22 protein-coding genes are annotated in these 24,745 nt (G+C 44.7%); 4 read left to right on the top strand and 18 right to left on the bottom strand.

The features are described from left to right. Positions 1-193: 193 nt before the first annotated feature. The 3 genes from KB213_RS10370 to KB213_RS10360 form a co-directional block, all read right to left on the bottom strand. Positions 194-676, bottom strand: a complete 483-nt coding sequence (locus tag KB213_RS10370) for a hypothetical protein (RefSeq protein WP_211682861.1) — start codon at positions 674-676, stop codon at positions 194-196. Between the two features lie 21 nt (positions 677-697). Next, positions 698-3,292 (bottom strand): TonB-dependent receptor, encoded by a 2,595-nt coding sequence (locus KB213_RS10365; RefSeq protein WP_211682859.1) that lies wholly within the window; start codon positions 3,290-3,292, stop codon positions 698-700. Positions 3,293-3,586: 294 nt separating this feature from the next. After that, positions 3,587-4,309: a response regulator transcription factor gene (locus KB213_RS10360; RefSeq protein WP_211682857.1), complete on the bottom strand. Its 723-nt coding sequence runs from the start codon at positions 4,307-4,309 to the stop codon at positions 3,587-3,589. A gap of 122 nt (positions 4,310-4,431) precedes the next feature. Between KB213_RS10360 and KB213_RS10355 the strand changes: the two genes are divergently transcribed. The 3 genes from KB213_RS10355 to KB213_RS10345 all read left to right on the top strand — a co-directional run bounded on the left by KB213_RS10355 (position 4,432) and on the right by KB213_RS10345 (position 8,430). Beyond that, the gene (locus KB213_RS10355; RefSeq protein ID WP_211682855.1) at positions 4,432-5,856 is read left to right on the top strand and encodes a sensor histidine kinase; all 1,425 of its coding nucleotides are present in this window, start codon (positions 4,432-4,434) and stop codon (positions 5,854-5,856) included. Between the two features lie 123 nt (positions 5,857-5,979). After that, positions 5,980-6,996 (top strand): alkaline phosphatase family protein, encoded by a 1,017-nt coding sequence (locus KB213_RS10350; protein WP_211682853.1) that lies wholly within the window; start codon positions 5,980-5,982, stop codon positions 6,994-6,996. A gap of 288 nt (positions 6,997-7,284) precedes the next feature. Further along, positions 7,285-8,430, top strand: coding sequence for a cytochrome-c peroxidase (locus KB213_RS10345; RefSeq protein WP_211682851.1), 1,146 nt, complete (start codon positions 7,285-7,287; stop codon positions 8,428-8,430). Positions 8,431-8,499: 69 nt separating this feature from the next. Here KB213_RS10345 and KB213_RS10340 read toward each other — a convergent pair whose 3' ends face one another. The 10 genes from KB213_RS10340 to KB213_RS10295 all read right to left on the bottom strand — a co-directional run bounded on the left by KB213_RS10340 (position 8,500) and on the right by KB213_RS10295 (position 17,581). Then, the gene (locus KB213_RS10340; protein ID WP_211682848.1) at positions 8,500-10,656 is read right to left on the bottom strand and encodes a Hint domain-containing protein; all 2,157 of its coding nucleotides are present in this window, start codon (positions 10,654-10,656) and stop codon (positions 8,500-8,502) included. 106 nt (positions 10,657-10,762) lie between these two features. Then, on the bottom strand, positions 10,763-11,614 hold the full coding sequence (locus KB213_RS10335; protein WP_211682846.1) for an SDR family oxidoreductase: 852 nt from the start codon (positions 11,612-11,614) through the stop codon (positions 10,763-10,765). Next, positions 11,611-12,450, bottom strand: coding sequence for an SDR family oxidoreductase (locus KB213_RS10330; protein ID WP_211682844.1), 840 nt, complete (start codon positions 12,448-12,450; stop codon positions 11,611-11,613). The genes KB213_RS10335 and KB213_RS10330 overlap by 4 nt, the downstream gene beginning before the upstream one ends. 79 nt (positions 12,451-12,529) lie before the next feature. Further along, positions 12,530-13,231, bottom strand: a complete 702-nt coding sequence (locus KB213_RS10325; RefSeq protein WP_211682842.1) for a helix-turn-helix transcriptional regulator — start codon at positions 13,229-13,231, stop codon at positions 12,530-12,532. A 3-nt stretch (positions 13,232-13,234) separates the two neighbouring features. Beyond that, positions 13,235-13,522, bottom strand: coding sequence for a hypothetical protein (locus KB213_RS10320; protein WP_211682840.1), 288 nt, complete (start codon positions 13,520-13,522; stop codon positions 13,235-13,237). Positions 13,523-13,806: 284 nt separating this feature from the next. Then, positions 13,807-14,529, bottom strand: a complete 723-nt coding sequence (locus KB213_RS10315; protein ID WP_211682838.1) for an energy transducer TonB — start codon at positions 14,527-14,529, stop codon at positions 13,807-13,809. Further along, positions 14,522-14,836 (bottom strand): antibiotic biosynthesis monooxygenase family protein, encoded by a 315-nt coding sequence (locus KB213_RS10310; protein ID WP_211682888.1) that lies wholly within the window; start codon positions 14,834-14,836, stop codon positions 14,522-14,524. Before KB213_RS10310 ends, KB213_RS10315 begins: the two co-directional genes overlap by 8 nt. 26 nt (positions 14,837-14,862) lie before the next feature. Next, complete coding sequence (locus KB213_RS10305) at positions 14,863-15,648, bottom strand: heme ABC transporter ATP-binding protein (RefSeq protein WP_249110488.1); 786 nt, start codon at positions 15,646-15,648, stop codon at positions 14,863-14,865. Beyond that, the gene (locus KB213_RS10300) at positions 15,648-16,634 is read right to left on the bottom strand and encodes a FecCD family ABC transporter permease (protein ID WP_211682836.1); all 987 of its coding nucleotides are present in this window, start codon (positions 16,632-16,634) and stop codon (positions 15,648-15,650) included. The genes KB213_RS10305 and KB213_RS10300 overlap by 1 nt, the downstream gene beginning before the upstream one ends. Continuing rightward, the gene (locus KB213_RS10295) at positions 16,631-17,581 is read right to left on the bottom strand and encodes a heme/hemin ABC transporter substrate-binding protein (RefSeq protein ID WP_249110487.1); all 951 of its coding nucleotides are present in this window, start codon (positions 17,579-17,581) and stop codon (positions 16,631-16,633) included. The genes KB213_RS10300 and KB213_RS10295 overlap by 4 nt, the downstream gene beginning before the upstream one ends. Before the next feature lie 131 nt (positions 17,582-17,712). Between KB213_RS10295 and KB213_RS10290 the strand changes: the two genes are divergently transcribed. Beyond that, on the top strand, positions 17,713-19,821 hold the full coding sequence (locus KB213_RS10290) for a TonB-dependent receptor domain-containing protein (protein WP_211682834.1): 2,109 nt from the start codon (positions 17,713-17,715) through the stop codon (positions 19,819-19,821). A 57-nt stretch (positions 19,822-19,878) separates the two neighbouring features. Here the strand turns inward: KB213_RS10290 and KB213_RS10285 are convergent, their stop codons facing one another. The 5 genes from KB213_RS10285 to KB213_RS10265 form a co-directional block, all read right to left on the bottom strand. After that, positions 19,879-21,243, bottom strand: coding sequence for a nucleobase:cation symporter-2 family protein (locus tag KB213_RS10285; RefSeq protein WP_211682832.1), 1,365 nt, complete (start codon positions 21,241-21,243; stop codon positions 19,879-19,881). Between the two features lie 6 nt (positions 21,244-21,249). Further along, the gene (gene uraH / locus KB213_RS10280; RefSeq protein WP_211682830.1) at positions 21,250-21,582 is read right to left on the bottom strand and encodes a hydroxyisourate hydrolase; all 333 of its coding nucleotides are present in this window, start codon (positions 21,580-21,582) and stop codon (positions 21,250-21,252) included. Continuing rightward, positions 21,579-22,094: a 2-oxo-4-hydroxy-4-carboxy-5-ureidoimidazoline decarboxylase gene (gene uraD, locus KB213_RS10275; RefSeq protein ID WP_211682828.1), complete on the bottom strand. Its 516-nt coding sequence runs from the start codon at positions 22,092-22,094 to the stop codon at positions 21,579-21,581. The genes uraH and uraD overlap by 4 nt, the downstream gene beginning before the upstream one ends. After that, positions 22,094-23,554, bottom strand: a complete 1,461-nt coding sequence (locus KB213_RS10270; RefSeq protein ID WP_408903740.1) for an NAD(P)-binding domain-containing protein — start codon at positions 23,552-23,554, stop codon at positions 22,094-22,096. The genes uraD and KB213_RS10270 overlap by 1 nt, the downstream gene beginning before the upstream one ends. An 83-nt stretch (positions 23,555-23,637) precedes the next feature. Then, positions 23,638-24,678, bottom strand: a complete 1,041-nt coding sequence (locus tag KB213_RS10265; protein WP_211682826.1) for an aromatic ring-hydroxylating oxygenase subunit alpha — start codon at positions 24,676-24,678, stop codon at positions 23,638-23,640. Positions 24,679-24,745 lie beyond the last annotated feature (67 nt).

Here is a 24,745-nt window from a genome sequence, read left to right as displayed (position 1 = left end):
TTCCTTATCCAACGGAATCTACTTTAAAATGGATACATTTCCGGGGAGCACGTCAGGAGAATTAATCACAATATAAAATTAAAAATTATGCCATATATAATATAATTACTTTATTTTTTAAAAATTATTCATAATAAAAATTTGTATTGCTTGATTATTAATTAAAATTACCAAGCAATACAAATAAACTTATTTATGATTTATGGAAAAGCCATGCCGTATTGAGAATACCTTGCTCAATTTCACCGCGTACGGCAACAGCCTTAGCAAGCGCATCTACTTCATTTTTAGCATCTGAGACTGCAATCTGCTCCACCATCATGCCCACGACACGTCCATCTCGATCGTTCACTGGCAACTTCATCTCATACACACCTTTTTTATCTGCACGTTCAGTAACAAGTGCAGGTTTTCCAATAACCTCAAGGTCGTGCGGGCTGGAGACCTTTCCCAATCGTGCCAAATCATTGCTACCAATAATTGCATTAACCTTTGCAGATGGAACATCAGCATGAAGACAAAGTAGTTTTGCTTCCGGATGTGTCGCAGCTACACTACTCACAAGTTTCTGCGCATTCGGTGCATTAACCGAAATAAATTTCGCAGGCGTTGCAGCTACTGCTGTCGAAAATACGCAAGCCAAAGAGGCAACTGTAACAATAAATAAAGGCTTCATTTTTAACTCCACTAAAAAAGATCAAAGCTTTGCGTCGAGACCAAAAAGGAATTCACGACCAAAAGCCTGATATTCCGTCACGCGCCAATGCTCAGCTCCTTGCGTTGTAAGAACTGCTGCATTGGTCAGGTTGCGAACCTGCACATTCGCGCTAAGAAATTTCGTGATAGCGTAACTACCGCCCATATCGAGCGTCATAAAACGCTGCTGATACACATCCAGTCCCGGTGTTGTTCCAAGAGACTGCATCTGTGTACCTTGATAATTACCATCAAAAGTCAAATCGAGTGGACCATGATGGTAGAAAAGGCCAAAATTAAACGTATGCGGTGTTGTATATGGTAATCCTTCCTGTGCACCAGGACGATTGGGGCCACGCGTCTTAACGTATGTCCAATTGCCTTGAATGCCGAGATGCTTAAACACACCAGGAAGAAAATTTAGAGTCTGACGGTAATTTAATTCAATTCCACGAGCACTACCATATGGAAGGTTAGCATATGTTGAGGAAGGAATAAGTACTGCGATACCAGGATAGGAGACATATTGAGTTGTCGATACAATATAGTTCCGAAATTCTTTATCGAACACTCCGACAGAAGCAATACCTCCCTCAGGTAAATAATACTCCACATCCGCATCAAAGCTATTGCCTGTCGTCGGTTTCAGAGCAGGATTACCGCGAGCGATGGAAGGCGTAGACAAATTAACTGACGTTGCCGCAGTAATCTGATTAAACCCCGGACGTGCAATAGCGGTAGCCCAGCCTGCACGTGCCAAAAGATTTTTTGTAATTTCGTAACGAAACTGAACTGTCGGAAAAAAATTTGTATATTCTTGCCCAACATGGTTGGGAGTAACCTGAACTCCCCCCTTCCCCTGTGTAACCGTATTTCCCTTATAAATTCCGTCCGTCTTCTCAATACGAACGCCGCTTAATATACCAAGCTTTCCCCAATGTGCGGCATACTCAGCATAACCGTTATAAATATTCTCATTATCAGCGAGTAGACTCCCTGAATTGGTTAAATAATTTGCTGCAACGTTCGGAGTAATAGAACCATTGTTAACTAATCTACGGATTGCCTCACTACCAACAGGATACCCTAAATTATAAAGCCCACCAAACGTACTATACGACTGACTTCCTGCAATATTTCCTGCATAAATCATGGGGAGATTAGTATAAACAGTCGTAATATCGTTATTAGTCGCGGCGCGCATACGAATACCACCACCCGTTCGCACCTCGCCATGCAATGGACCGAAATCAAGCGGCGCTTTCCACCCGACATGCCCATCCCATGCACTGTCCATATCATTTTGATGATAGAAATTTACACCAGACAACCGATACGGGCTATAATCATTTGGATTAACTCCATTAGTGATCCCGACGGTCGGCAGTCCTGTATTAGCATCATGCACAATAACAGGAACACTTCCCCCGCGGGTAAAGGTCGAGCCATATTGATAGGGAGTAAAAACAAAATTGCTATTGTAAGCGCCCCAATACTCAAAAGTACCAAATTTTGTACTAGACGTTCCACCAAACTTAAAAAAACGGTTTTCAGAACGTGTGAATAAATCTCGAGTAGCTTGTGAAAGAGACGCCGCACCAGCATAATTTCCCGTTGCTGCACCGGCATAATTTGAAGAGATATTATAAACCTGCTGATACCGTAACCCGGATGTATCATAACCACCATCAGATGCTTTAAAATACAGATGATTATCTGTATTTATGTCCCACCCAAGAACGCCTCCATATCCCCAATGCACACGGTGATTAGCATAAATGCCTTCCGAAACCTGGGACAGAGCATTGCGTGGTGTCGAACCATTAGAAAAGGCAGGCTGCGTATCATCAAGATAACGCCAGTCGCTCTGAGCTGTCGCCCATGCGATCAAATAAAACAGTTTATCTTGTGCCCTCCCTCCAAACGGATCGTGCGATAAATTGAAACGAAATCCACCGTCGATCGTACCATTATACACGTTTGTCATATGGTTTTGATAAAAACCGCTAGCCATATGTACATGTAAATAAGATTTGCCATCGGCCGGCATATCTCGCAACTGCAAGTTAACCTGCCCCCCCAAAGCATCTGCGGGAAGGTCAGGGCGTTGCGTTTTAAAGAGTTCAATGCCCCCAACAATTCCAGCCGGAAAGGCATCAACTGGCACAGCACGTCCACCTTGTCCTATACTACCGGCTACGACCTGAACGTTTTCAAACGTCACGCCATTCAAAGTCGGACCAAGGCCACGTATTTCAAAATACCGCGTTTCACCACCCGCATTAGAAACAGAGACACCAGGCAGACGACGCAAAGCATCACCGACATTAATATCAGGCAGTTTACCAATCTGTGATTGGGGCAGTACATTTACTATATTAAGGGCCGCTTTCTGCTCACTACGCGCCTGCTCTATAGTTCCAGTTGAACGGTGCAGCTGTGATCGCACCTCAATTTTTTCATTTGCAGGAGCAGATTTGTCATGAACTTTAATTTTGACTTCCGAAGATTTATGGTGTGCAGCTGCAAAAGCTACACTCGGCATAATGACTGCTGATAACAATAAAAACCTCAATGAAGAGAAATAATACAGCATAAATTTACATTCTTTCGATTTTATTTTTAATGAAAACAATCAATTAACAATAAAAATTATTACAACAATAATTGAGGAAATATTTTATGAAAAAAGATAGGGTATATATTACGATACACCAAAATTTTCATTCCAAATTCCCCCAATACATTATGTATTGACGCAAATTAAAAAAACGAACTACGCCAACGCCGTTTTTTCTAGAGGAAAACCATCATTTTAGGTGTGAAGGCTTAATGATAAGACGATGAAAAAATGAATAGAAATTTATAAAAGAAATACCACTTCAAAAAATCAATATTCAACCTCAAGTCGATATCCAACACCACGAAGCGTTACAATTCTGACACCGCTATGTTGTCCAATTCTTTCACGTAACCGACTTATATGAGCGGCCAAAAGGTTAGCATTCACTGGAAAATCAATCCCCCATATCGTTTCAAACAGCATCGCATGGCTAAGCGTCATCCCTGGATGCCGCATAAATTGAACCAATACTTGAAACTCCTGAGACTGAAGCCGCAAAAGCATACCATTCCGGCTAACTGTGCGTGTCAAAAGGTCAAGGCGTAGAGCTCCTACTGTAATCGCTACCGCTTCATCTGTCCTATCGATACGCCGTAACAAGACATTAATACGGGCCATCAATTCCGCAGGAGCAAAGGGCTTAATCACATAATCATCAGCACCAGCACGCAATCCTTCGACACGACTTGCAATGCCATCCATCGTTGTTAAAAATAAAATTGGAACCTGAATCCCCTTCCGTCGCAAATCATGCAACACGTCAAGCCCGCAACGTCCAGGCAACCTCCGGTCTAAAATCACCAAATCCCAAGATCTGGCCATTCCTAATACCTCGGCAGTCTCACCATCTGGTGCAATAACAGGTTTCATTCCGGCCCGGATACATTCATTTGATACGAAAGCCGCCATATCTGGATCATCTTCCACAATCAAAATATGCGGCGTAAAGCTGCTAACCTCTGCCAACTGGTCGCCGACATTTTGTATCATGACCACAACGCCTTCCTTCATTATAATGCACTCAATGACACCTTCAGTCAGCTTCCATACTTCGGTATGAGAAATCTAAGCCTCGGCCCCGACAACTCTTTGGAAACGACACGAAAATTGTCATGAAATTCTTGTTATTTCGTACGGCAAAACGCCGTTTAAGTCCTATTGTGTGCACATCATCATTCGAGATTGCTGCACTTTTTGCAGCCCTGTTCATTCTATTAGGAGGCATCATCCTGTCAATTGTCGAATGGCAAGGCGAAAGACTACTCACAGAACAACTCCATGCAATTAGCGCCAACGAAATGGCTGAATTGCTTGATTCCTCAATATCTCATGATACAGCGCACCTCGCCCCGCTCGTCGCTAGTATGCAAAAAACAAACCCCAGTTTTCTGTATTTTCTCGAAAATGCTAAAAATGAGCATCTTGCAGGTACCATCACCCACCTCAAACCAGTCCCTGGAAAAAGGGTACTGAGTTGGCCCCATACCGCAGCACGCCCTAAAAATCATCATGCGCCTCTAGCCGGAATAGGGACAATATTAGATGATGGCGGATACTTATATGTCGGCGTTGATGCATCTGCCGTGAACCGCCTCCGCCACGGTTTTTTTCAGATTGGAGAGGCTGGAGCATTAGCATTCGTTGTGATTGGCATTTCTGCTGGCTTCTTACTCGGGTACCGCGTCCAAGCACGAATTGACGCCATTACCGTTGTAACTAGCCAAATTATGGAGGGTGATTTCACTTGCCGCGTCCCCCTGCGTGGTACAGGAGATGAACTCGATCGCCTCGCTCGAGACATTAATCGAATGGTCGCAAAAATCGAAACACTATTTGCTAACCTACAACAGGTTTCAAATGATATTGCCCACGATATGCGCCGCCCGCTAGCAAGACTACGCCATCGTCTCATTGCGTTACGCAACACAGAACAAAATCACGAAAAAAATTTCGACCGCACTGCCGAACTGGATGTCCTACTTGCGGACCTTGATGATGCTCTGTCTATCTTTTCATCTCTACTGCGCATCTCCGAACTTCAAGCTGATACAACACGAAGTGGAGATAGAAGAGTTTTTTTACCAGACGCGATTAGGAAAATTGCTAGCTTGTACGGTGCTTATATAGAAACACGCCAACAAACCTTAATTATTGAGGCGCTCGATCCTGCATTTATTGAAGGTGACCCCATTCTTTTACAACAAATGCTATCAAATATAATTGAAAACGCAACACTACATACCCCCATAGGCACAAAAATACGTCTTTCTGTTCAATCCACGAAAACACACCATGAAATTAATATTACCGATAATGGACCCGGCATTCCAGAAAACGAACGAACGCGTGTACTCGAACGCTTTGTACGCCTCGAAGCCAGTCGTACTACACCCGGAAACGGCCTAGGCCTTAGCCTTGCTCAAGCAATTGCAACACGACACGGCGCAATTTTATTTTTAACCGATAATAATCCAGGAACACGAGTTTGCATTCATTTTCCTTCCACTACCCTTCAACCAATAGAAAAATCTGTATGAAAATCTCGCAATAAAGTCATAAAATCGTCATCCAGAAAACACGCACACACGCAATCACCCTGATTAGAAACATATTCGACCGTGCACTTGCACATTCTGTTTCAACAGGAACATCCCAGTATCATGCGTCTTTTTCTTGCTCTTGCCGCTACAACAGTACTCGGCACCCTCACACCGGCCTTCGCCTCTCCTACGACCTCGCATAAAAACGTTCGCCTAGAAAATGTTCCCCGCTACGACACCGTTATCCTCATTGAGATGGAAAACCGTCAGTACGACGAAATCATCGGCGCCCAGCCAGCCTCCTCCCCCCACATGACAGCCCTCGCAGCACGCTATAATGTGGCCACACAGTATTACAGCGTTACTCACCCAAGTGAACCAAACTACATCTCTCTAATGGCCGGAAACCAAGAGGGCATTTTAGATGACGACCCTTGGTACTGTCAGGCTGATGGTACCCAAGCCACAGGCGGTGCTGCGCTGGTCAACGGCCTTCCAGACACGGCACCACATGATCGCGCATGCGCAGGGATCAAAAAAGTCAAACCTTACGTAGCGCACCATTTCACGGTTCCCAATTTTTTTGCACAACTCAATCAAGCACACATTTCTTGGTCAATGTATCTCCAGAGCGTACCGACTGACCCCAAAACAGGTGCAACTATTCCGCAAACTCCAACCTTCCCAGCACCAGACGATGAAAGCGCCGATATTCGTGGACTATATGCTTCAAAACACAACCCAGCTGATAACTTTGATGACATTCGTGGTAAACTCGGCTTCCTAGAACATAACCGAACTGAAACCGCTTTCTTCAACGACCTTACCCATGATCGCCTGCCACGTTTTGCCTATTTCGTACCAGATCAATGCCACGACGATCATGGCCCCTCAGGCCCCATGCTTCAACACCAGCAATGCATAGGCAAAGGCTACGGTCCATCACCGCTGCTGACATCTGGCGATAATTATGTTCAATCTCTCGTTGACCATATACAAGCCTCTCCCCTGTGGCGCTCACGACGTAATGCCGCCATCATTATCCTTTATGATGAAGATGATTCCGGGGGGCCGGCATTCAAGGTTGCTGCGGTTACATTCCGGTATTACCCGGACAACCCCATAAAGGAGTTGTAAATCAAGGCGGCGGCCGTACCCCCCTTATCGTTATTACCAATCACGGCCGGAGGGGCATACAAGACCCAACCCCCTACAATCATTATGCTTTATTACGCACACTTGAAGATACATTCGGAATTTCTGAACATATCGGCCACGCAGCAGATAACGTAGCGGAACAACCAAAAGACAAACGTTATGTCCAAACTCCGGTCGTCCCAATGACGCCGCTGCTACAGTTAGAGCATGGATATTGACGCTACCGCCATGTATCAACGTCTCCGCCACATCACATCCGCTACGTGTTTGACTGCAATTATCCTCACAGCACCCACCACGATAGCTCAAAGCGCGCCTCTCTCCCCCCAAGCATCTTTGGGCAGAGACCTTTTTACAAATACAGGATTGTCGGCCTCCGGCCGGCAGTCCTGTGCAAGCTGTCATGACCCCAAAAATCACTATGCACCGAGCAACGACCTAGCCGTTGCTCTCGGCGGCCCCACCCTTCGCCAGCGCGGTCTGCGCGCTGTTCCCAGCTTAACGTACAAAAATGAAATTCCTGATTTTGCAATCGACCTAGCAAACCCAGATGGTTCGGCCTCCGCGCCCGGAGGGGGACATGACTGGGATGGTCGTATGCCTTCAATAGAAGCGCAATCAGTCATGCCACTTCTTTCACCTTATGAAATGGCCAATATAAATGCTACGGCTTTTGCTGCACGTGTTCATTCTCAAGCCGATCTATTCGTTCGCTTCCAGCATGTCTTTGGCAAAGCAGCAGTAGCCTCACCTGACAATCTTTTAAAGGCAACAGGCATCGCCTTGGGGGCCTACCAACACGAAGACATATCTTTTCATCCTTATGACAGCAAATATGACCAGTATGTTAATGGCAAAATTAATCTAACACCCGCAGAAAAACATGGCATGGCTTTATTTAACGACGCAGGAAAAGCAAACTGCTCTTCCTGCCATACGGCTGGAGTTGGACCCGGTTTACACAATGGAACCTCTGTCTCTCAATTTTCAGATTTCTTTTTTCGTAATATTGGCGTTCCTACAATGCCTCAAGACGCTTTTTTTCCTTACCCCGATGAGGGACTTTGCGGCCCTCTCCGCACAGACTTTTTACCTGCTCATAATTCATCCAACGCGCATTATTGCGGAATGTTTATGACACCTAGTTTACGAAATACCGCAACACGTCACCGATTTTTTCATAATGGCTCCGTACGAACTTTACGCGATGTCGTTATTTTTTATGCCACACGAGATACAGACCCAAGCCGTTGGTATGGAAAAAATTCTCATCCACAAAATGCCATAACAGTCGACCGTGAAGACATGCCTTTCGCCACACAAAAACTAGGAGCTCCTCCCACCCTGAGCGACAAAGAAATAAACGATATTATTTCTTTTCTTAAAACTTTAACGGATGGATATGGTAAATAAAAAATTGATACAATATTAATTTTTAATTGACCCTCTCTTATTTAGAATAAGAGAGGGTCAAAAGATATATTAAGCTTGTTTACGGAGATCCGAACAAGCGTCTTCAATTACATAATCCGTAGCCTGAACTCTCAAAATGAGCAGCGCATGATCTTCTGCTTTACCACGCTGCAAAGGCAAAAATGCATTGCCTGTTGTCCAGCGCTGGTGCGCCCCCGCATCACAGTCATGCCACCCTTCAAGAGTATTGTTATCCAAATGTGTCGTAATATTTGTTTTTTGATTCCATTCAAAAATAAAAATATCACTAATACCTACACCGAAAGAACGCCGATCGTCCCAAAATGGACCAATCGTATCGCATGGTCGTGAAGATCGAGAAAGAATACGCACCGCCTGCGCTTCTTTAGGAAGCATAAAGACAACATATTCATCTACTTCACGGATAGACTGCAGAGTAACCCCATTATCTGTCAACAAAACAACAGCAGGATCTTGCGTAACTGTAATAGGATTATTTTTTATATCCAATTGATTATGAATAGCTTTTTGTTCCAGAGACCGAAAAATTGGCTCCACATTTTGAGGAGTTGTATTTAAAGGTGCCGAAGCATCCGTTTCCCAGCTTTTAGGGGCATAGCCAATAAACGAAATATTCCCATCATGAAATAACGAACGATGTCCTGTATCCAGATAGCTTTCAGTCATTACTCCATCTGCAAAAATGACCGAATGATTTTCTGTTTCTACATGATAATAATCATAAGATAAGAAACTCTTATCATAAAAAATAGAGCGATTATTCACAAGCATACGTGCCGGAACAAAAGAGCCTTCGAAAAAAAGGCAATGTTCAGACGTCACCAGCAGGTCTTTAAATGGTACACCGTCTGAAATAGCATCTTTCAAAATACGAACAGGATAACCAGATTCATCATCTGTCATCTCTGGACGAACTTTACAGGTAGTCGAACCAACCCAAGTCACGGAATCTTGGCGTATGTGCCCATTATCATAAACGGTGATCATATCACCAACCTTAATTTCCTCAATAGCCCGTACCGTATCACCAGTGCGGATCATAGTACCAGGTAGGAAGCAAGGCGTTGCACCATTATAAGTTACCACTCCATTGGTACTGTCTGAAAATTTACCTGTATACCCTTGCCCAACATCAAAACTATAAACGGTTGCAGCATTGGTGATAGTTAAAATTCCCGTTGATTGATTATAATTTAATGTACCTGGTATATGAATATTAAATTGGTCACCTTGGCTAAACCCTCGCAAAACCCCCACAAAGGTACGACCATTGGCAACATCAAGAACATTATTTCCACCGTTAAAATTGAAAACTTGACCTTGACCGGAGTTATTACCATTCAGCGTAACCGTAGAACCTTGCGATAAATTAACCTGTCCAGTTTCTGCACCACTCGAAACTAAAGCATTATCCAGAGTAAGGTGTCCATTAATAACATCAATTTCTCCGTTATTAATATAATTACTATTACCACCATTTATTTGTAAATTACCGCCACCATTTCCTTGTTCTGAGTATTTCCAAACTCCAGTGTTAACAAATCCTCCCGATCCGACGTTCGCAATAGAGGTAGAGGCTTGAGGAATATTTAAATTAAACTTTCCAGAATTATTAATTCCTTTAAAGTTCAAATTAAAAGTTGCGCCACTTGTTGCGGTAGAATTATCTACAGAAAAAGATCCATTATTGATAAAATAATCAGACCCATTTCCCCAGTTTGACGTTAAACCGCCGCCACTATTATCAACTATTTTAACTGTACCATTATTGGTAAACTTACCTAAAGAGGTTGCGTTAACCGTTGCAGCCCTCGACAATTCAAAATCGATAATACTTGGAGAATCATTCGATATTGAATTATATCCCAACGAAATCGTCGAACCAGAAGCGGCATTATTGTTGATAACAATAATTTGTCCACCATTTTGAGATAAAGTTGTATTATTTCCATCGCCCAAACGAACCGTCGCACCGGCCGCATTTGTTGTAGTGGTATAAGAAACAACACCACTGTTCTTTAAACTGCCATAAAAATATAAATTACCCCCACCTGGAGGCGTGAATATAAACTGACCGCTAGATGTGTTAGTTACAGTGAACGTAACGCCTGATACCGTATTAGTGATATCTGATGACGTTTTTGTCGTGTCATTTGCCCCACCATTAGGAAGTATAATAGCCACGTAAATTCTCCAAAACACTGAGTTATTGACCTATATTGGCCGATTACATTCATACAAAATAAATGTATGAATATTTATGCCACAGAAAAATCAACGACTATTGATTTTACATCTGAAGCGCTATTTTCCCCGCGAATATTGCAGCAACAACCCCACCATCAATGAGCAAATCTGTGCCTGTAACAAAATTGGCTTCAGATCCGAGCAGGTAGGCCGCAGCAGCAGCGACTTCATCCGGTGGCGCCATACGGCCAGAGGGAGAAGAAGACACCATTTTGCGGTAAATATCACCGACTGACGAGTTTAATTCATGTTGTGCAAGTGGCGTAACTATAATGCCGGGACTGATGGCGTTTACACGCGCGCCTTTGGCACCCCACGATACAGCTGCCGCCCTAACCCGTAGAGCATTTGCGCGCTTGGCTAAACCATAAGCGGCTGCAGAATTCGGCACGAATTCCGCACCAAGCATAGGAAGTCCCAGCAACTCATCAACAGATGTAAATGCCAAATCTTGATCCTGCTGAGAGGACAAGGGCGGCAGCATATGACCAGCCATACTCGACACAAGAAGGCCCGCACCTCCTTGAGCAATAACGCCCTCAAAAACATCCAAAACCAGTGCCGCACCATAAAGATCCACCGCCAAAATACGCTCCACGGATGCCATATTGGGCGAGACACCAGCAGCGTTTACGACTTGAACAACATCACCAAGACTGACGGCCTTCACTGCTAAAGCTTCTACAGATTCCCGTGACGCTATATCCACAGACTGCGTCTCTACTATATAGCCAGCATCACGCAGCCCTGACGCCGTTCGTTCAAGAGCCTCAGTATTGAAGTCAGCAAGCAGTAAAACCTTACCAAAGCACTGACGTCGAGCAATAGCCTGCCCAATACCCCCAGCACCGATGACTACGACAACCTGCTTATTCATTTTTATGATTTTATTCATGCGCTTAACTGCTCTTTATAATCCTGAGCATAAGCCCTAAAAGAACGTGGTGCCTGCCCCGTCAACTCTGCCACATCGTTCGTCACAACAGCTGTCCAATTTTGTCGAACGGGATACATGATCTCTGCAAGGAAACTTGCACGCTCCTCTGACACCCCTACCGACATCAATCCTTGAATATAAATTTCATCACTGATCGCTTCATAGCGTACCGGCTTACCAAGAACCGCTCCAACAATATCAGCGGCCTCTCCGTAGTCGAGTGCTGTTGGTCCCGTAAGATTAAACTCCCGACCATCAAACCGGTTTGAGAGCAATGCAGCAGCCGCACTCGCTGCAATATCACGCGCATCAATAAAACTAGATTTCCCGTTACCAGCAGGAGCCGATATGACACCTTGATCGATGCCAGGTTTCCAGAAAAAATGAAAATTATCTGCAAACCAGTTTGGTCGCAGAATGACATAAGGAAGACCGGATCCCTTTACTGCCCTTTCAACCTGATGATACGGAATAGCTTCATCGGCATCCGCTCCAAGCATAGTCAGAAGTACAATCTTTACTTGATGCAAAATAGCAGCATCAACAACAGGATTTAATAAATTAAATGCATTGACTGTACCCGTTGGGGCCATAAGATACATGGCACCAACATCTTCAAGAGCATATTTAATACTATCATTATTCTCATAATCAAAAATAACTCCTTCAGCACCAGATACATTACGCCCAGACCGTGATGCTGCTTTAACTTTTTTACCAGATTTTACTAGCTCTTCCACAAGGTGAATACCAACATTACCGTTGGCACCAAGAACCAAAATCTTATCTTTCATTCTCTTCCTCATGCATTTTTATTTGTTATGAAACCAAACTGTTCTGGGCCTGCCTCAAGGCTCAGAAACCCCAAAATGTTTATGTTTTAGAATACGTATCTACGATCTTGTCCTTATCGACTTTCGCCAAAAGATCTGCAAAACGTTTACCTGGCTCATCACGAAACCGCTCTAAAAGCATGGTCACCTCAATCATTCGGTCACAGCGGAAGAGACGAAAATCTGACCGCGCTTCGCACCACGCAGATAATGTCCAAACCTGCCCCCAAAACTCCAAGTTAAGCGGTCTCACCACACGGTTCGTTTCCTCTTCTTTTAAACTGCGATACGAAATAGAGAGCTTATGTTTTTTCCTTATGGCATCACGAATTACAGCCATAAAAGCACCTGCGGCTTTAATAGATGATGCTGGGTAAGCAGCCATTGTAGGCGTATTCAACCTTTTATCTTCTGGCGAAACCGCAAGAATTTTTACCTGAAGCTCACGTGCAGCTTGGGCCAACGCATCATCCGCCAAAGAACCCACCAGATGTACCCCCCAGAGTAATGCTTCCATTTCCTCCCCGGTTAAACCCAAAGGCGGCAGAAAATAGCCCTCTTGCAGCACATAACCGACGCCACGCTCTCCCGCGACAGGCACACCCTGAGCCTGTAAATCAGCGACATCACGCCAGATTGTCCGTGTTGATACCTCAAGCGCTTCAGCAATTTCACTCGCCGTTCTAAGCCGCCCTCCCCGCAACATTTGCAGTATTTCGAAAAGACGATCGGCGCGGCGCATCGCTCATAACTTCAGATCAAAGTGGCGCATTTCTACGGTAGGAAAATCTATGGCACCCATAAAAGCCTGCGCCTCAGAGGCACTGAGAAAACGCTGGTTAATACTTTTTGCACTCTCCAAACTTTCATATTCAACATAATCAACCCAACCAAGTTCGCCACAACCATAACTACGACGAATAAACCCCGGCTGACGGGCTAACCATGCATCACTCTGAGCTAGAGCCTCAAGGAATGTTGATTCCTCAATTTCAGGTTTAAGGCTAAATGTTGAAAGCTCAATGATGGCCATACAAAATGTCCTTTTTCGTTCGTTTTTACAACCACATGGCTATCACACCCTAACTGACAGCGTTGTGTCAGTTAGATCGATATTGTTATAAAAAAGATATCGATTGAGAAAATACCGTTTTTACCAAAATATTAACCACAGCAAGGGCAAATTGCTTTTTCTCATGCATACAATAAACTAATAAAACAACTATTTCTGAAAAATACAGACATATTCACAAAAATAAGCTCTGATTTAAGAGAAAAATAAAAACAAAATCCAACAATTTTTAAAAAATGATAATATCAATTATTATCCAATTGAAAATCAACCGGAATCATAATGACCACAGGATCACCGACAACACTCTCAGGTGGCGGATAAAGAGGAGCAACACGATAAGCCAAATGTAACGCCTCATCATCTAGAATAGATGACCCAGATGTTTGATCTATCATAACCTTCAATAAGTTACCATTACGATCAATACTCAAACATAGAACAGTTGTACCTTCATCATGATTTATGCGTGCTTCATTAGGGTATAAGCGAAAATTATTAAAACGCTCCATTATCAATTTCTGCCATTCATTTTTTTTCGTGGCTACTGCCCTGCTGATTTTAGGCGGTGAGCGAAAATTTTCTAATGGTACGCTAACCTTACTACTTTCTTTTTTTTCATTCATAGGCTTATGCATGGGGTGTTTAATAGAATTATTATTTTTGATATTAGGAATAGGGATTATAAAATTAGTATTTTCAATACTAATCATTTTTGGGCGAAAGGGGTTTTCTGTATCTTTTTTTTCAAAAATATATGAATAACTACTAACAACCATAATAGATCTTTCTTTATGATTGCCCTCAATATAATTTTGATTAAATTTTCCAAAATAGAAAAATAAAAAAAATAAGCATATCAAACATAGCGCTGCATAAAACGCATTGCGCCATAATTTACGCTTAGCCTCACGCACCCAATAAAGATGCGTGAGATTTACAGATAGATTTTCTTTTCGGTTAAACATCAATATTCTGAAGGACTGAAAAACCTTCAAAAACAGGAGCACTAATTGTTAATTTTTTACCTTCTCCTGCCGCAGCATGCGCTTGACGAAAATGATCAGAACGTGTCCACAACATAAAAGCATCATGACTTTCCCAAACAGTATGAGAAACATACAGCGTATAATTCTCAGTACGTGGTCCTTTTAAAAATTGGAAAGAGACAAAACCTGGAACTTTTTTCAAAAGTACTTCACGATTCAACCAGCGACTTTCAAAAGCCTCTTCACAATCCAGAGAAACTTTGAAACGATTCATAGCAATATACATCAAAAATTTTCCTCTAAAGCACGCATCTAACTGTTAAGGTCATGCGGAATCACAAATGGTTTTTGGGTTCCACAATGCGTAGAAACACCAGTTACCTTGACATCAAAGACATCTAAAAGTGCCTTAGAGGTCAAAATATCTTCCGGTGGACCTTGCGCATAAATACTTCCCTCCAAAAGCATCACTATTCGATCTGCGCATGCAGCAGCCCAGTTTAAATCATGAAGTACTACCAAGCAGCCTCCCCCATGCGACACATGCTCTTTTGCCAACTTAAAAACCAAACCTTGTCGAGAAAAATCCTGCGCCGCAATGGGTTCATCCAGTAATAAAAGGCCAGGGTTACACTCCTCAGATCCACCTTTTAATTGCGCCAAAACACGCGCCAAATGTGCACGTTGCCGTTCGCCCCCTGATAAGCTCATAATATCCCGTTGTGCTAAATGAGTCAGGCCAACCCGAGCTATTTGCTCATCCACAATTTTTATACGTTGAGCCAAAAAACATGACATAAGTCCCATGCCTACAACTTGCTCAACTGTAAAAGAGGCACGCATCGGCGTTTCCTGCATTAACATTCCGCGCCGTTTTGAGAGTTCTTTAGCGCAGAGTTGATACACACATTGACCATCTAGCATCACCTCGCCAACAGCAGGCCTGAGCAAACCACTGGCGACCTTTAAAAGGGTACTTTTCCCAGCACCATTTTTTCCAACAACAGCAACGATTTCACCAGCACTGACCGTTACAGAAATATCATTCAACAGCACCCGTTCCGCCACATGACAGGAGACATGTTTAAGGCACAACATCAGCCTACTTCTCCAAGGTCTCGTGTTTTAAGAAGAAGCCATGCAAACATTGGAGCACCGATTGCTGCTGTTACCACACCAACAGGCACGTCAGCAGGAATAGCAATAACCCGTGCTAGCGTGTCTGCTATTAGCAATAAAATTGCCCCTAACAGAGCACTTCCAGGCAAAACCAAACGGTGGTCCGGTCCCGTTATTAACCGCACCAAATGAGGCACCACAACACCAATAAAGCCTATAACACCGACAAAAGATACTAACGGACCAATCGCCAAAGCCACTCCTAGGATGGCTATTTTTTTGGTGCGTTCAACACGAAACCCCATCAGCGCCGCATCAATATCTCCAAGTAAAATAGCATTAAGAGATCGATTAATACTTATAAAAAGAAGGAATGATACAACAAAAAATGGCAATAAAATTACAACGCGCATCCAATCAGAACCCGCTAAGCTTCCCATCGTCCAAAATGTAAGATCCCGCAATGCCGTATCATTCGCACGAAAAACCAAAATTCCTGTAATGGCCCCTGCAAAGGCACTAAGCGCTACCCCAGAAAGAATAATCATTCCTGTAGATGTTATGCCTCTTCGCGTTGCAAAGCAGTACAATAACAACGTTGTTAAAAGCCCTCCAATCATGCCCCCTATTGGAACACTCCACATGGAAAGAGTGTTTCCCAAGCACACAATGACTAAAGCCGCGCCCAAAGCAGCTCCGGAAGAGACGCCAACCAAACCCGGGTCCGCAAGCGGGTTACGAAACAACCCCTGCATCACTGCGCCAGATACAGCCAGCACAGCCCCCGTTAATACCGCGAGAAACACGCGGGGGCCTCTGATCTGTGTTAAAACCACCCATCCATTTGGCCCTTTAGGCACGCCAAACCCCATAGCGCCCGTCATAAGAGACACGCCAACCGCCAAAGCTAAGCTCGCAAGTAAAAACAGAAACCATTGCGTGACCGAAAAACGAAAAAGCTTCATAAAGGCAAAGCAACAGTAATTTTCTGCGCTAAATCTAACGCAGCATCTGGTGTATGTGGACCAAACCCTAAAAGACGTTCACCCTCCATTGAAATAATGGCATTTTGTCTCCCTGCTGGGGTCAATAAAAAGCTAGGGTCTTTACGCAATTCAGACTCAATACTCTCTGCGCCTTGCGCCATAATCAAAACGATATCCGGCTGAAGTGTTATTAGCGCTTCATCCCCAACAATTTTATACCCCTGCAAAGAAGAGCCTGCATTTATTGCTCCAGCGAGATGAATAACGGCATCCGCGGCTGTGCCTTGCCCAGCCACCATAGGATGCCCATTGGTCATACGCATAACAAACAAAATACGTCTCGCAACCGCATGCTCCGTACGCCATTGTGCTAATGCATTAAAACGTTCACTAATCCGGGACGATAATATTTCCCCTGCTTTTTCGGCACCGATTAACTGCCCCAAAAAGCGTGTTCGCCCTATAATTGCCTCGATAGATGGCGTTGCATCCACGAAAACAATAGGCACACGAGATGCAATCAACTGGGACATCGCTGCTGGTGGACCAGCATCATTCATTGCAATAATCAGGTCTGGCTCTAACGACAGAACACTCTCTGCCGAAATCATACGCATATAGCCCAAAGACTTTTTCTCGCGTAAAGCAGCTTCCGGGCGGGTCGATGTACTATCAACCGCAACAATACGGCCTTCAGCGCCAAGCTCATATAATGTCTCGGTAATGGTACCGCCGATACACACAATTTTATGGGCGGCCTCTACTGTAATCTGACGCCCACGCGCATCAGTCATCATGCGCCGTACGCCTTCTCGCCCCTCACCTTCCGCCCATGCCTGCTTCAAACTGCCAGCAGCAAGCACTCCACACATAGAGCCCATCATAGAAAGCAACAGTTTTCTGCGGGACAGAGAACGTATGAGCATGATTTATCCCCTCCAGAAAAAATCTACGGATCATCTAAATGAGAATTATTATCATTGCAAGTGCAACTTATTCGCACTAACTGAAGGGAACCCGTCTCTTTAGACGTTTTGCATTCTAGGATTGATCAGATATGTCTAATTTCCGTCATATATTAAGCTTAACCGCTGCAACCATAGCCCTATGCAGCACACAAGCCTTTGCAGATTCTTCCACAATCATCACATCACAAACCAACCCCCTTCGTTTTGGCAAGGTATCGGTTCGAGCAAAAACCACTACAATTGAAGTACCACAAGCAACCTCACACCAAACACGCCAAGACTTACTCCGCGTACAACCCAACGAGCCCTACTCCATTTTAACAGGCGTGCCGGGGGTATTCTTCCAAAACGATGGAACGCCCTCACTCGCTGTATCAATACGCGGCATGCAAGACTTCGGACGCGTCAATGTCATGATTGACGGCGCTCGTCAGAATTTCCAAGAAAGCGGCCACGGCGCAGACGGTAGTGTCTATGTTGACCCAGCCCTACTTGCTGGCCTTGATGTTCAACGTGGCACGGTCGCTACCGCAGATGGTGCCGGCGCTATCGCAGGTGCCCTGAATCTACATACGCTTGACGTCAGTGACCTCATTGAAGCAGGCCGACGTTACGGCGTCCAAGCACGAGCTATTGGTGGAACCAATAACTATGGCGGATCAGGAATGATTGGAGGTGCAACACATATTACCGACTGGCTCAGTATAGCAGCTGCCTTCTCAATGCGTAGCTCTGGTGATTATGCAGACGGTAACGGAAACCGTATTGCCCAGACCTTCCAGCGCTTACAGTCTGGTTTATTTAAAATTGATATCACTCCTGGAATTGACCAGAGCTTAAAATTAGGAACCGTAATTTATCATAACCAGTTTGGTGTCGGGTCCAGTGGTATTGCCACTGCCAATGCCGTCCAAAACAACACAGGAAATATCGAGTACCGCTTTACACCCCACGATAACCCACTCATCGCACTACACCTTAAAGGGTATGTCGTCACAACGGGCATGTCGAATGCCACTCCATCTTTCCGCGCAATGACCATTGCTGCTGCGAATTTAACGCATTACAATCTTACAACTTTAGGTTTTGAAGCAGATAATACCTCCCGCCTGCACACCGGCCCCATTAATATTGCTCTCGATTATGGGGGGGAATATTACCACGACCATATCAATACAACAGATAAAACAGGCTATACAGGCGCCACACCAAGCGGAAATCGTGCCGTCGGTTCAGCATTTACACAAGCAACAATGGCATGGAAAATTATCCAACTCACCGGGGCGCTGCGGTATGACGCCTACCGCCTATCTGGTAATGGCGTAAATGAAGCATCAGGCTTCACACGCGTTTCCGCTGGACATTTCAATGTTAATAAAAGCGCTGATGCCGTGAACCCCAAAGTCACCCTGTCCGTCAACCCGCTCAAAGGGCTCCAACTTTATGCTAATTACGGGTTAGGCTTCCGCCCCCCAGCTACAACAGAAACACTTTACGCAGGCTCCCACCCAGGCCTTGGCTTCCTAAAATTTATCCCCAACCCAGACCTGAACCCAGAAAGAACTCATGGATGGGAAGTTGGCGCAAAGCTGCATTACTCTGACATCTTAACTGACCGTGACCACTTAACATTCTCAGGGGATGTCTTTGATACAGGCATTCGCAATTATATTGGACAAACTCTCGTTATTCACCCGACACGTACTCGCCCTTACATTCCAACTTATGGTTATTTCTTCCAAAACATCTCCGGAACCACGCATACCAGTGGTTTTGAAGGACAAATCAAGTACGATACACCACGAATTTTTGCCTCTCTATCTTACACCAATACCACAACCAAACTGCCACAGGCAGATTATACAGGATATGACCAAATCGTTACCACCCCTCCCCGCTCTGTCATGGACGGTACTCTAGGCGTTCATTTCTGGGACAAAAAAGTCACCATTGGGGCACGCGTTCGTGCTGCAACACATACGGCAGGGCAACCAAGCGCTGAAACTGGTCTCGCAAAAATGCGCGCTGGCTATGTCGTATTTGATCTGTTTGGTGATTGGCAAATTACGAAACAAATTCAGCTTTCAACAAGCGCTAGCAATGTTACCAATCGTCAATATTATGCAAGCTCCCTTGCAGCCATACCCAACCAAGGCCTAACCGTTATGAGTGGCTTGAACTTCGCCCTATCACGCTAAAGCTTCTATTGCTCTGCTAAAATATTTTCATTTTAGCCGAGCAATAAATAATATATTTTAATCTGCTGTGTCTAAATGTTGACCAGAGTTCCGTGACGGCAAACAATTAAACAAAATATGCAAAACCAATGCTGAGAATGCCCCTACAGGAATACCACTACCAAAAATAACTTGGGCCCAACTAGGAAAATCAGCAATCAAATGCGGCTGCGTTGTCATCAAAGATGAAAGCGCTAAACTGGTCCCAACGATAATAACATTATTGGGCCGATCCAGACGCGCACGCGATAACATTTGAACCCCGACGACCGCAACAGCAGCAAACATCGCCAATGATGCACCGCCAAGAACGGCTAAAGGAATACCCGCAACAATTGCTGAAAGCTTCGGGATACACCCTAAAATAATCATAATGCACGCAGCAGTTGCTACAACCCAACGGCTTTTTACCTGCGTCAAACGCACCAAACCAACATTTTCTGCAAAACATGTATAAGGAAAGGAATTAAAAATCCCCCCCAGACATGTCGCCAATCCATCAGCTCTTACTGCGCTAACAATATCACGCCGTGTGATAGGTTTATCCACAATTTCTCCAACGGCATAAAGATTACCGCAGGTTTCCATCAAGCTTACCATCATAACAATGGTGATCGACAGAATAGGAATAATCTGGAAATGCGGCAGACCAAAATAAAAAGGCGTAGTCATCGCAAAGTTTTCAGATCTCGCAACATCAGAAAAGTGCGCATCTCCTGCGAACCAGGCCACCGCGGTCCCAATAATTAGCCCAATAAGAACCGCAATACTTGAGAAAAATCCTCTACCTAATTTTTGTATTGTAAGAACACACAACAATGTTCCAAGTCCGTAATATAATCCCTTTAAATAACCATGCCCCCCAACAACTACACTATCTGCAAAAATATCATTCGTTGCAACTGGTAGAAGAGTAATACCGATCACAAGAATAACCGTTCCTGTAACAACAGGCGGCAAAAAACGTGCCAATTTAGCAAACCATGGAGCAATAAAAAACGTAATTATACCCGACGCTATGACAGATCCATACACATCACGAAGCCCATCCACTCCTCCGTGCCCCGACGCGCCAATAGCAATCATTGGTGCCAAAGATGTAAATGATACTCCTTGAAGCAGAGGAAGCCGTACCCCAATCCGCCCGATACCCACCGCTTGAATAAGAGAAGCAATACCACACGTAAATAAATCTGCACTAATCAAGTGCTCTAAAACATCTTTAGGAAGCTTTAATGCACTCGCTAAAAGAACCGGAACGGCTACAGCAGCAGCATAAAATGTCAGTACATGCTGCAAGCCAAAAGCAATTGTCTTCCACCAAGATGGCACCTGATCAACTGGATGCCGCTCTGACGCGATCACGTGGGTATTGATTGTCATACTCTCTTAGCTTCCACGATACGTCGAATAACCATAGGGCGCAGCCAAAAGAGGAACGTGAACGTGCCGTCCTTCTGCTAAACCAAACACAATCGGCACTATATCCAAAAAAGAAGGCTCTTCTAAAGCCGTATGCGTTCCCCGAAAATATGCCCCAATTTCGAATTCCAAGCGATACGTTCCTGCACTTAACGAAATATCCCTAAGCAGAGGACAGCGACCATCGCTATTCGTTACCCCTTCAAAAAGAACATCTTGCGCCGAGTATAGACGGAACGTCACCCCAACTGCAGGAAGGCCAGAAACTGTATCCAATACATGTGTCGAGAGAGAACTCATAATATTACCTTATCTTGAAGGCGCAAATCTGCAATACGGTCAATCTGTTCTAAAGCCGTTATCAACTCAGCCTCGGGAGTGCTCATAAGGCGCTTTGCCATTGCATCCAAGATAATCTTCTTATTGGCCTGACGCACACAAATGATAAACGGCATTTGAAACTTATCGGCATAAGCCTCATTCAAACACTTAAATTGTGCATATTCTTGAGGCGTCAAACGATCCAACCCGACCTGCCCTTGCTCAGATGTAGATTCCGGACTCAATTCTGGATCAATACCCGCACGATGCCCTAGCTCTGGGTGGGCACGCACTAGCCCCATCTGCTCATGAAACCCAGCGTTTTTAACGACATCAGAAAAAACCTTCTTCATTGCTTCGAAAGAAGAAAAAGGCCGGTGCATACAGGCTTGATCCGCTACCCATGGGGAATGCTCATAGACACGTCCAAAACACTCTACAAAAGCAGAGTGTGACAGCTGGTTAATAGCGTCTAATGTCTGCTTTAACATTAATTATTCCATCCCTCAGGCGGAGGATCTAAACTAATCAACTCGGCCGTCTGATAAGACAATAAACTCTCCAAATGAAGATCACCATCTTGGACAAAAAGATCTTCAGCAATCCCCCGCGCCAATCGATCAACACCAAACCGCATGCCACTAATAGACGAGCCACCTAGCCCCATACTCGGCGTAGCCGCAAAGGTGAAGTTATGAATAGCTGCCAGCATATCCGCTTTCTCATCATGAGGATTTTTTGGCAAAAACTGAAACCGCTCCCCGAGATACGGGTGACTGGATAGTAAAACGCTTTCCTCCCCCTTCGGGGGTATAAAGCGATCCCGCCAACAAGCAATGGATGATGCCACATCGCACATCTCAGGACGCAACGCGAGATCAACAGTAAAACCAGTGCCTACGATCAGAAAGTCATAGACCCGTACACCATCCGCCGTTTGCACCTCTACTGTTTTTCCATCCACAGACTGGCGGGCGGATAACCAGGGTGTTCCAGACAAAAGAGCAAAATTATCATGCTTTCGGCAACGCCAAAAAGTATCCTGTGGTGGCGGCTGATTTAAACCATAAATATGATTCATAAACCGCCAACGCGTAATATCCGGCAATTTTGCAAAATGCGCTAAAAACCCTGCATTCTCCATCCAACGATATGGATTAACCTTGGGTAATTCTTTCCGACGGAAAGCCAACTCTACCTGTTCGGCTCCCGCTTCTAATGCCGTTGCAGCATTATCAAAAGCAGAAGCCCCAGCCCCCAAAACACCCACCCGTTTACCGCGTAAAAATTCAAAATCGATCGCCTCATGCGTATGGGCATAATGTGTTTTCGTCACATTATCTTTAATGAATGACGGAATAAACCATTCCCCACCGCCATCAATACCTGTAGCAAGCACCAACTTCCGCGCAAAAACCTCTTGCTGCCCTTCTGGGCCAACTAAAGTTAAGCGAATTAGTCCGTCTTCCCAACCTATATGTGCCAGAGTGGTATCATATACGACTGGTATTGCCAGCGTTTGACGCAACCAATCTAAATATGATTGCCAATCTTGACGCGAAATTTTCCCCAACTCTTGCCATGCATCCACACCATAACGTGCTTCAAACCAAGACTGTGGTGTCAGTGACGGGATACCGAGATCTGGCCCCGTCACATGCTTAGGCGTTCGCAGAGTGATCATGCGTGCAAACGTTGTCCACGGGCCTTCTTGACCGGCAGAAGCTCGTTCAAAAATTTGCGTATTTGTAACCCCTAAACGCCGCAAAGCAAAAGCTGACGCTAAACCACCTTGTCCAGCCCCTATAATTGCAACCTCAAGAACTGACTTTCCTTTATGGTGCTTGGGGAAAGACCACTCACCACTCGCATACGCAATTTTTGCCAAATCTGCCGTTACAGTATCAGAAAGCTCTTTCAAACGGTCCGTAGCACCATATTCCACAATCATTACAGCCTTAATTACGTGTCAAATTTTGTTCAGATTAAACTCAGAACATCCCGGGGTTAAAGCATAGTGTAACCTAAAAACGCTTATGCAATAAAGAAGCGGCTTAAGCCCAAATCACGCAAGCTTCGCCGATATGCAATGGAACTCCGATCTGCCATCACATGAGCTTCCAACGTCGGATCCAACGGTAAGCACTCTGGCTTTTGCGATTCAACCAATAAACGATCTTCTTCAAAAACCCGGAGATTAAAATCATATACATCTTGCACAGGCAGCTCTTTATCAAAGTTCCGGCAAATTGGTGCAAACATACGTGTCTTCTTGGCCGAAACAGGAGAGGCCGCATTCATAATGACCAAACGAGAGCCTTCAGGAAAATGAATCTCTAGCGTCGCAGTGAATGGCACAGACAGGCGGAAATGACGCAACCACTCGAACCCCTCAGGCGCTCGCCCCGAAACACCGATTGGGTAGTTACCAACTGAACTACGATATTGGGCCTCAAAACCCTCTTTCGTAAACTTCGGCATATAAGCTGGAACCTCCGCATTATCTGGATCAGCGAAAGTTTCTGTGTGCACAAACGCAAAATGCGCCACGTCCAAAAAGCCCTCCACTTGTCGGCCCGCAAAGCCTGCAATATCAATCGAGGGGCATGTAATCTGCTGGAATTCGGCTTCATCCCAGTGCGGCATATCCGGCACAGAGCGGGTGCCGTCATCCGACAAACACGTCCATATCAGACCATACTGCTCCTTAACGGGATAGCTTTGGAGATGCATATTCTTAGGGATATTTGCTGTTGGATGAGCAGGGATACGAACACATCGTCCCCCCTCCCCAAAACGAAAACCATGATAAGCACAAGCAATCGTCTTACCGTCACCGTTACCCATACTTAACGGCACACCACGATGGGGACATAAATCTTGAGCGACGACAATCTCATCACCAGCCCGATACACAACAAGCGTCTCGTCCAGCAACGTTACACCCAAGGGTTTTTCTCCAACGTCACGTACAAGCGCGATAGGGTACCAAAAATGCGAGAGAATTTCCCAGTCTTCTGCCTCAAACGTGCAGTTACGCGGCAATTGCACTGAATTTTTCAAACATTCAGACATTAGGACACACTCATAGCTTCGGATGGAAAGAGAACACATAACATGTAAAAGAACTATTTCACGCCCG

This window comes from Neokomagataea anthophila, assembly GCF_018122595.1.
Lineage (GTDB): Bacteria > Pseudomonadota > Alphaproteobacteria > Acetobacterales > Acetobacteraceae > Gluconobacter > Gluconobacter anthophilus.
The sequence above is the reverse complement of the archived record's forward strand: the minus strand, read 5'-3'. Positions and strand labels throughout refer to the sequence as shown.

Coding starts and splice junctions, on each gene's coding strand:
- KB213_RS10370 (WP_211682861.1), bottom strand. CDS start 676: ATGAAGCCTTTATTTATTGTTACAGTTGCCTCTTTGGCTTGCGTATTT.
- KB213_RS10365 (WP_211682859.1), bottom strand. CDS start 3,292: ATGCTGTATTATTTCTCTTCATTGAGGTTTTTATTGTTATCAGCAGTC.
- KB213_RS10360 (WP_211682857.1), bottom strand. CDS start 4,309: ATGATACAAAATGTCGGCGACCAGTTGGCAGAGGTTAGCAGCTTTACG.
- KB213_RS10355 (WP_211682855.1), top strand. CDS start 4,432: ATGAAATTCTTGTTATTTCGTACGGCAAAACGCCGTTTAAGTCCTATT.
- KB213_RS10350 (WP_211682853.1), top strand. CDS start 5,980: ATGCGTCTTTTTCTTGCTCTTGCCGCTACAACAGTACTCGGCACCCTC.
- KB213_RS10335 (WP_211682846.1), bottom strand. CDS start 11,614: ATGAATAAAATCATAAAAATGAATAAGCAGGTTGTCGTAGTCATCGGT.
- KB213_RS10330 (WP_211682844.1), bottom strand. CDS start 12,450: ATGAAAGATAAGATTTTGGTTCTTGGTGCCAACGGTAATGTTGGTATT.
- KB213_RS10325 (WP_211682842.1), bottom strand. CDS start 13,231: ATGCGCCGCGCCGATCGTCTTTTCGAAATACTGCAAATGTTGCGGGGA.
- KB213_RS10320 (WP_211682840.1), bottom strand. CDS start 13,522: ATGGCCATCATTGAGCTTTCAACATTTAGCCTTAAACCTGAAATTGAG.
- KB213_RS10315 (WP_211682838.1), bottom strand. CDS start 14,529: ATGTTTAACCGAAAAGAAAATCTATCTGTAAATCTCACGCATCTTTAT.
- KB213_RS10310 (WP_211682888.1), bottom strand. CDS start 14,836: ATGTATATTGCTATGAATCGTTTCAAAGTTTCTCTGGATTGTGAAGAG.
- KB213_RS10305 (WP_249110488.1), bottom strand. CDS start 15,648: ATGTTGTGCCTTAAACATGTCTCCTGTCATGTGGCGGAACGGGTGCTG.
- KB213_RS10300 (WP_211682836.1), bottom strand. CDS start 16,634: ATGAAGCTTTTTCGTTTTTCGGTCACGCAATGGTTTCTGTTTTTACTT.
- KB213_RS10295 (WP_249110487.1), bottom strand. CDS start 17,581: ATGCTCATACGTTCTCTGTCCCGCAGAAAACTGTTGCTTTCTATGATG.
- KB213_RS10290 (WP_211682834.1), top strand. CDS start 17,713: ATGTCTAATTTCCGTCATATATTAAGCTTAACCGCTGCAACCATAGCC.
- KB213_RS10285 (WP_211682832.1), bottom strand. CDS start 21,243: ATGACAATCAATACCCACGTGATCGCGTCAGAGCGGCATCCAGTTGAT.
- uraH (WP_211682830.1), bottom strand. CDS start 21,582: ATGAGTTCTCTCTCGACACATGTATTGGATACAGTTTCTGGCCTTCCT.
- uraD (WP_211682828.1), bottom strand. CDS start 22,094: ATGTTAAAGCAGACATTAGACGCTATTAACCAGCTGTCACACTCTGCT.
- KB213_RS10270 (WP_408903740.1), bottom strand. CDS start 23,554: ATGATTGTGGAATATGGTGCTACGGACCGTTTGAAAGAGCTTTCTGAT.
- KB213_RS10265 (WP_211682826.1), bottom strand. CDS start 24,678: ATGTCTGAATGTTTGAAAAATTCAGTGCAATTGCCGCGTAACTGCACG.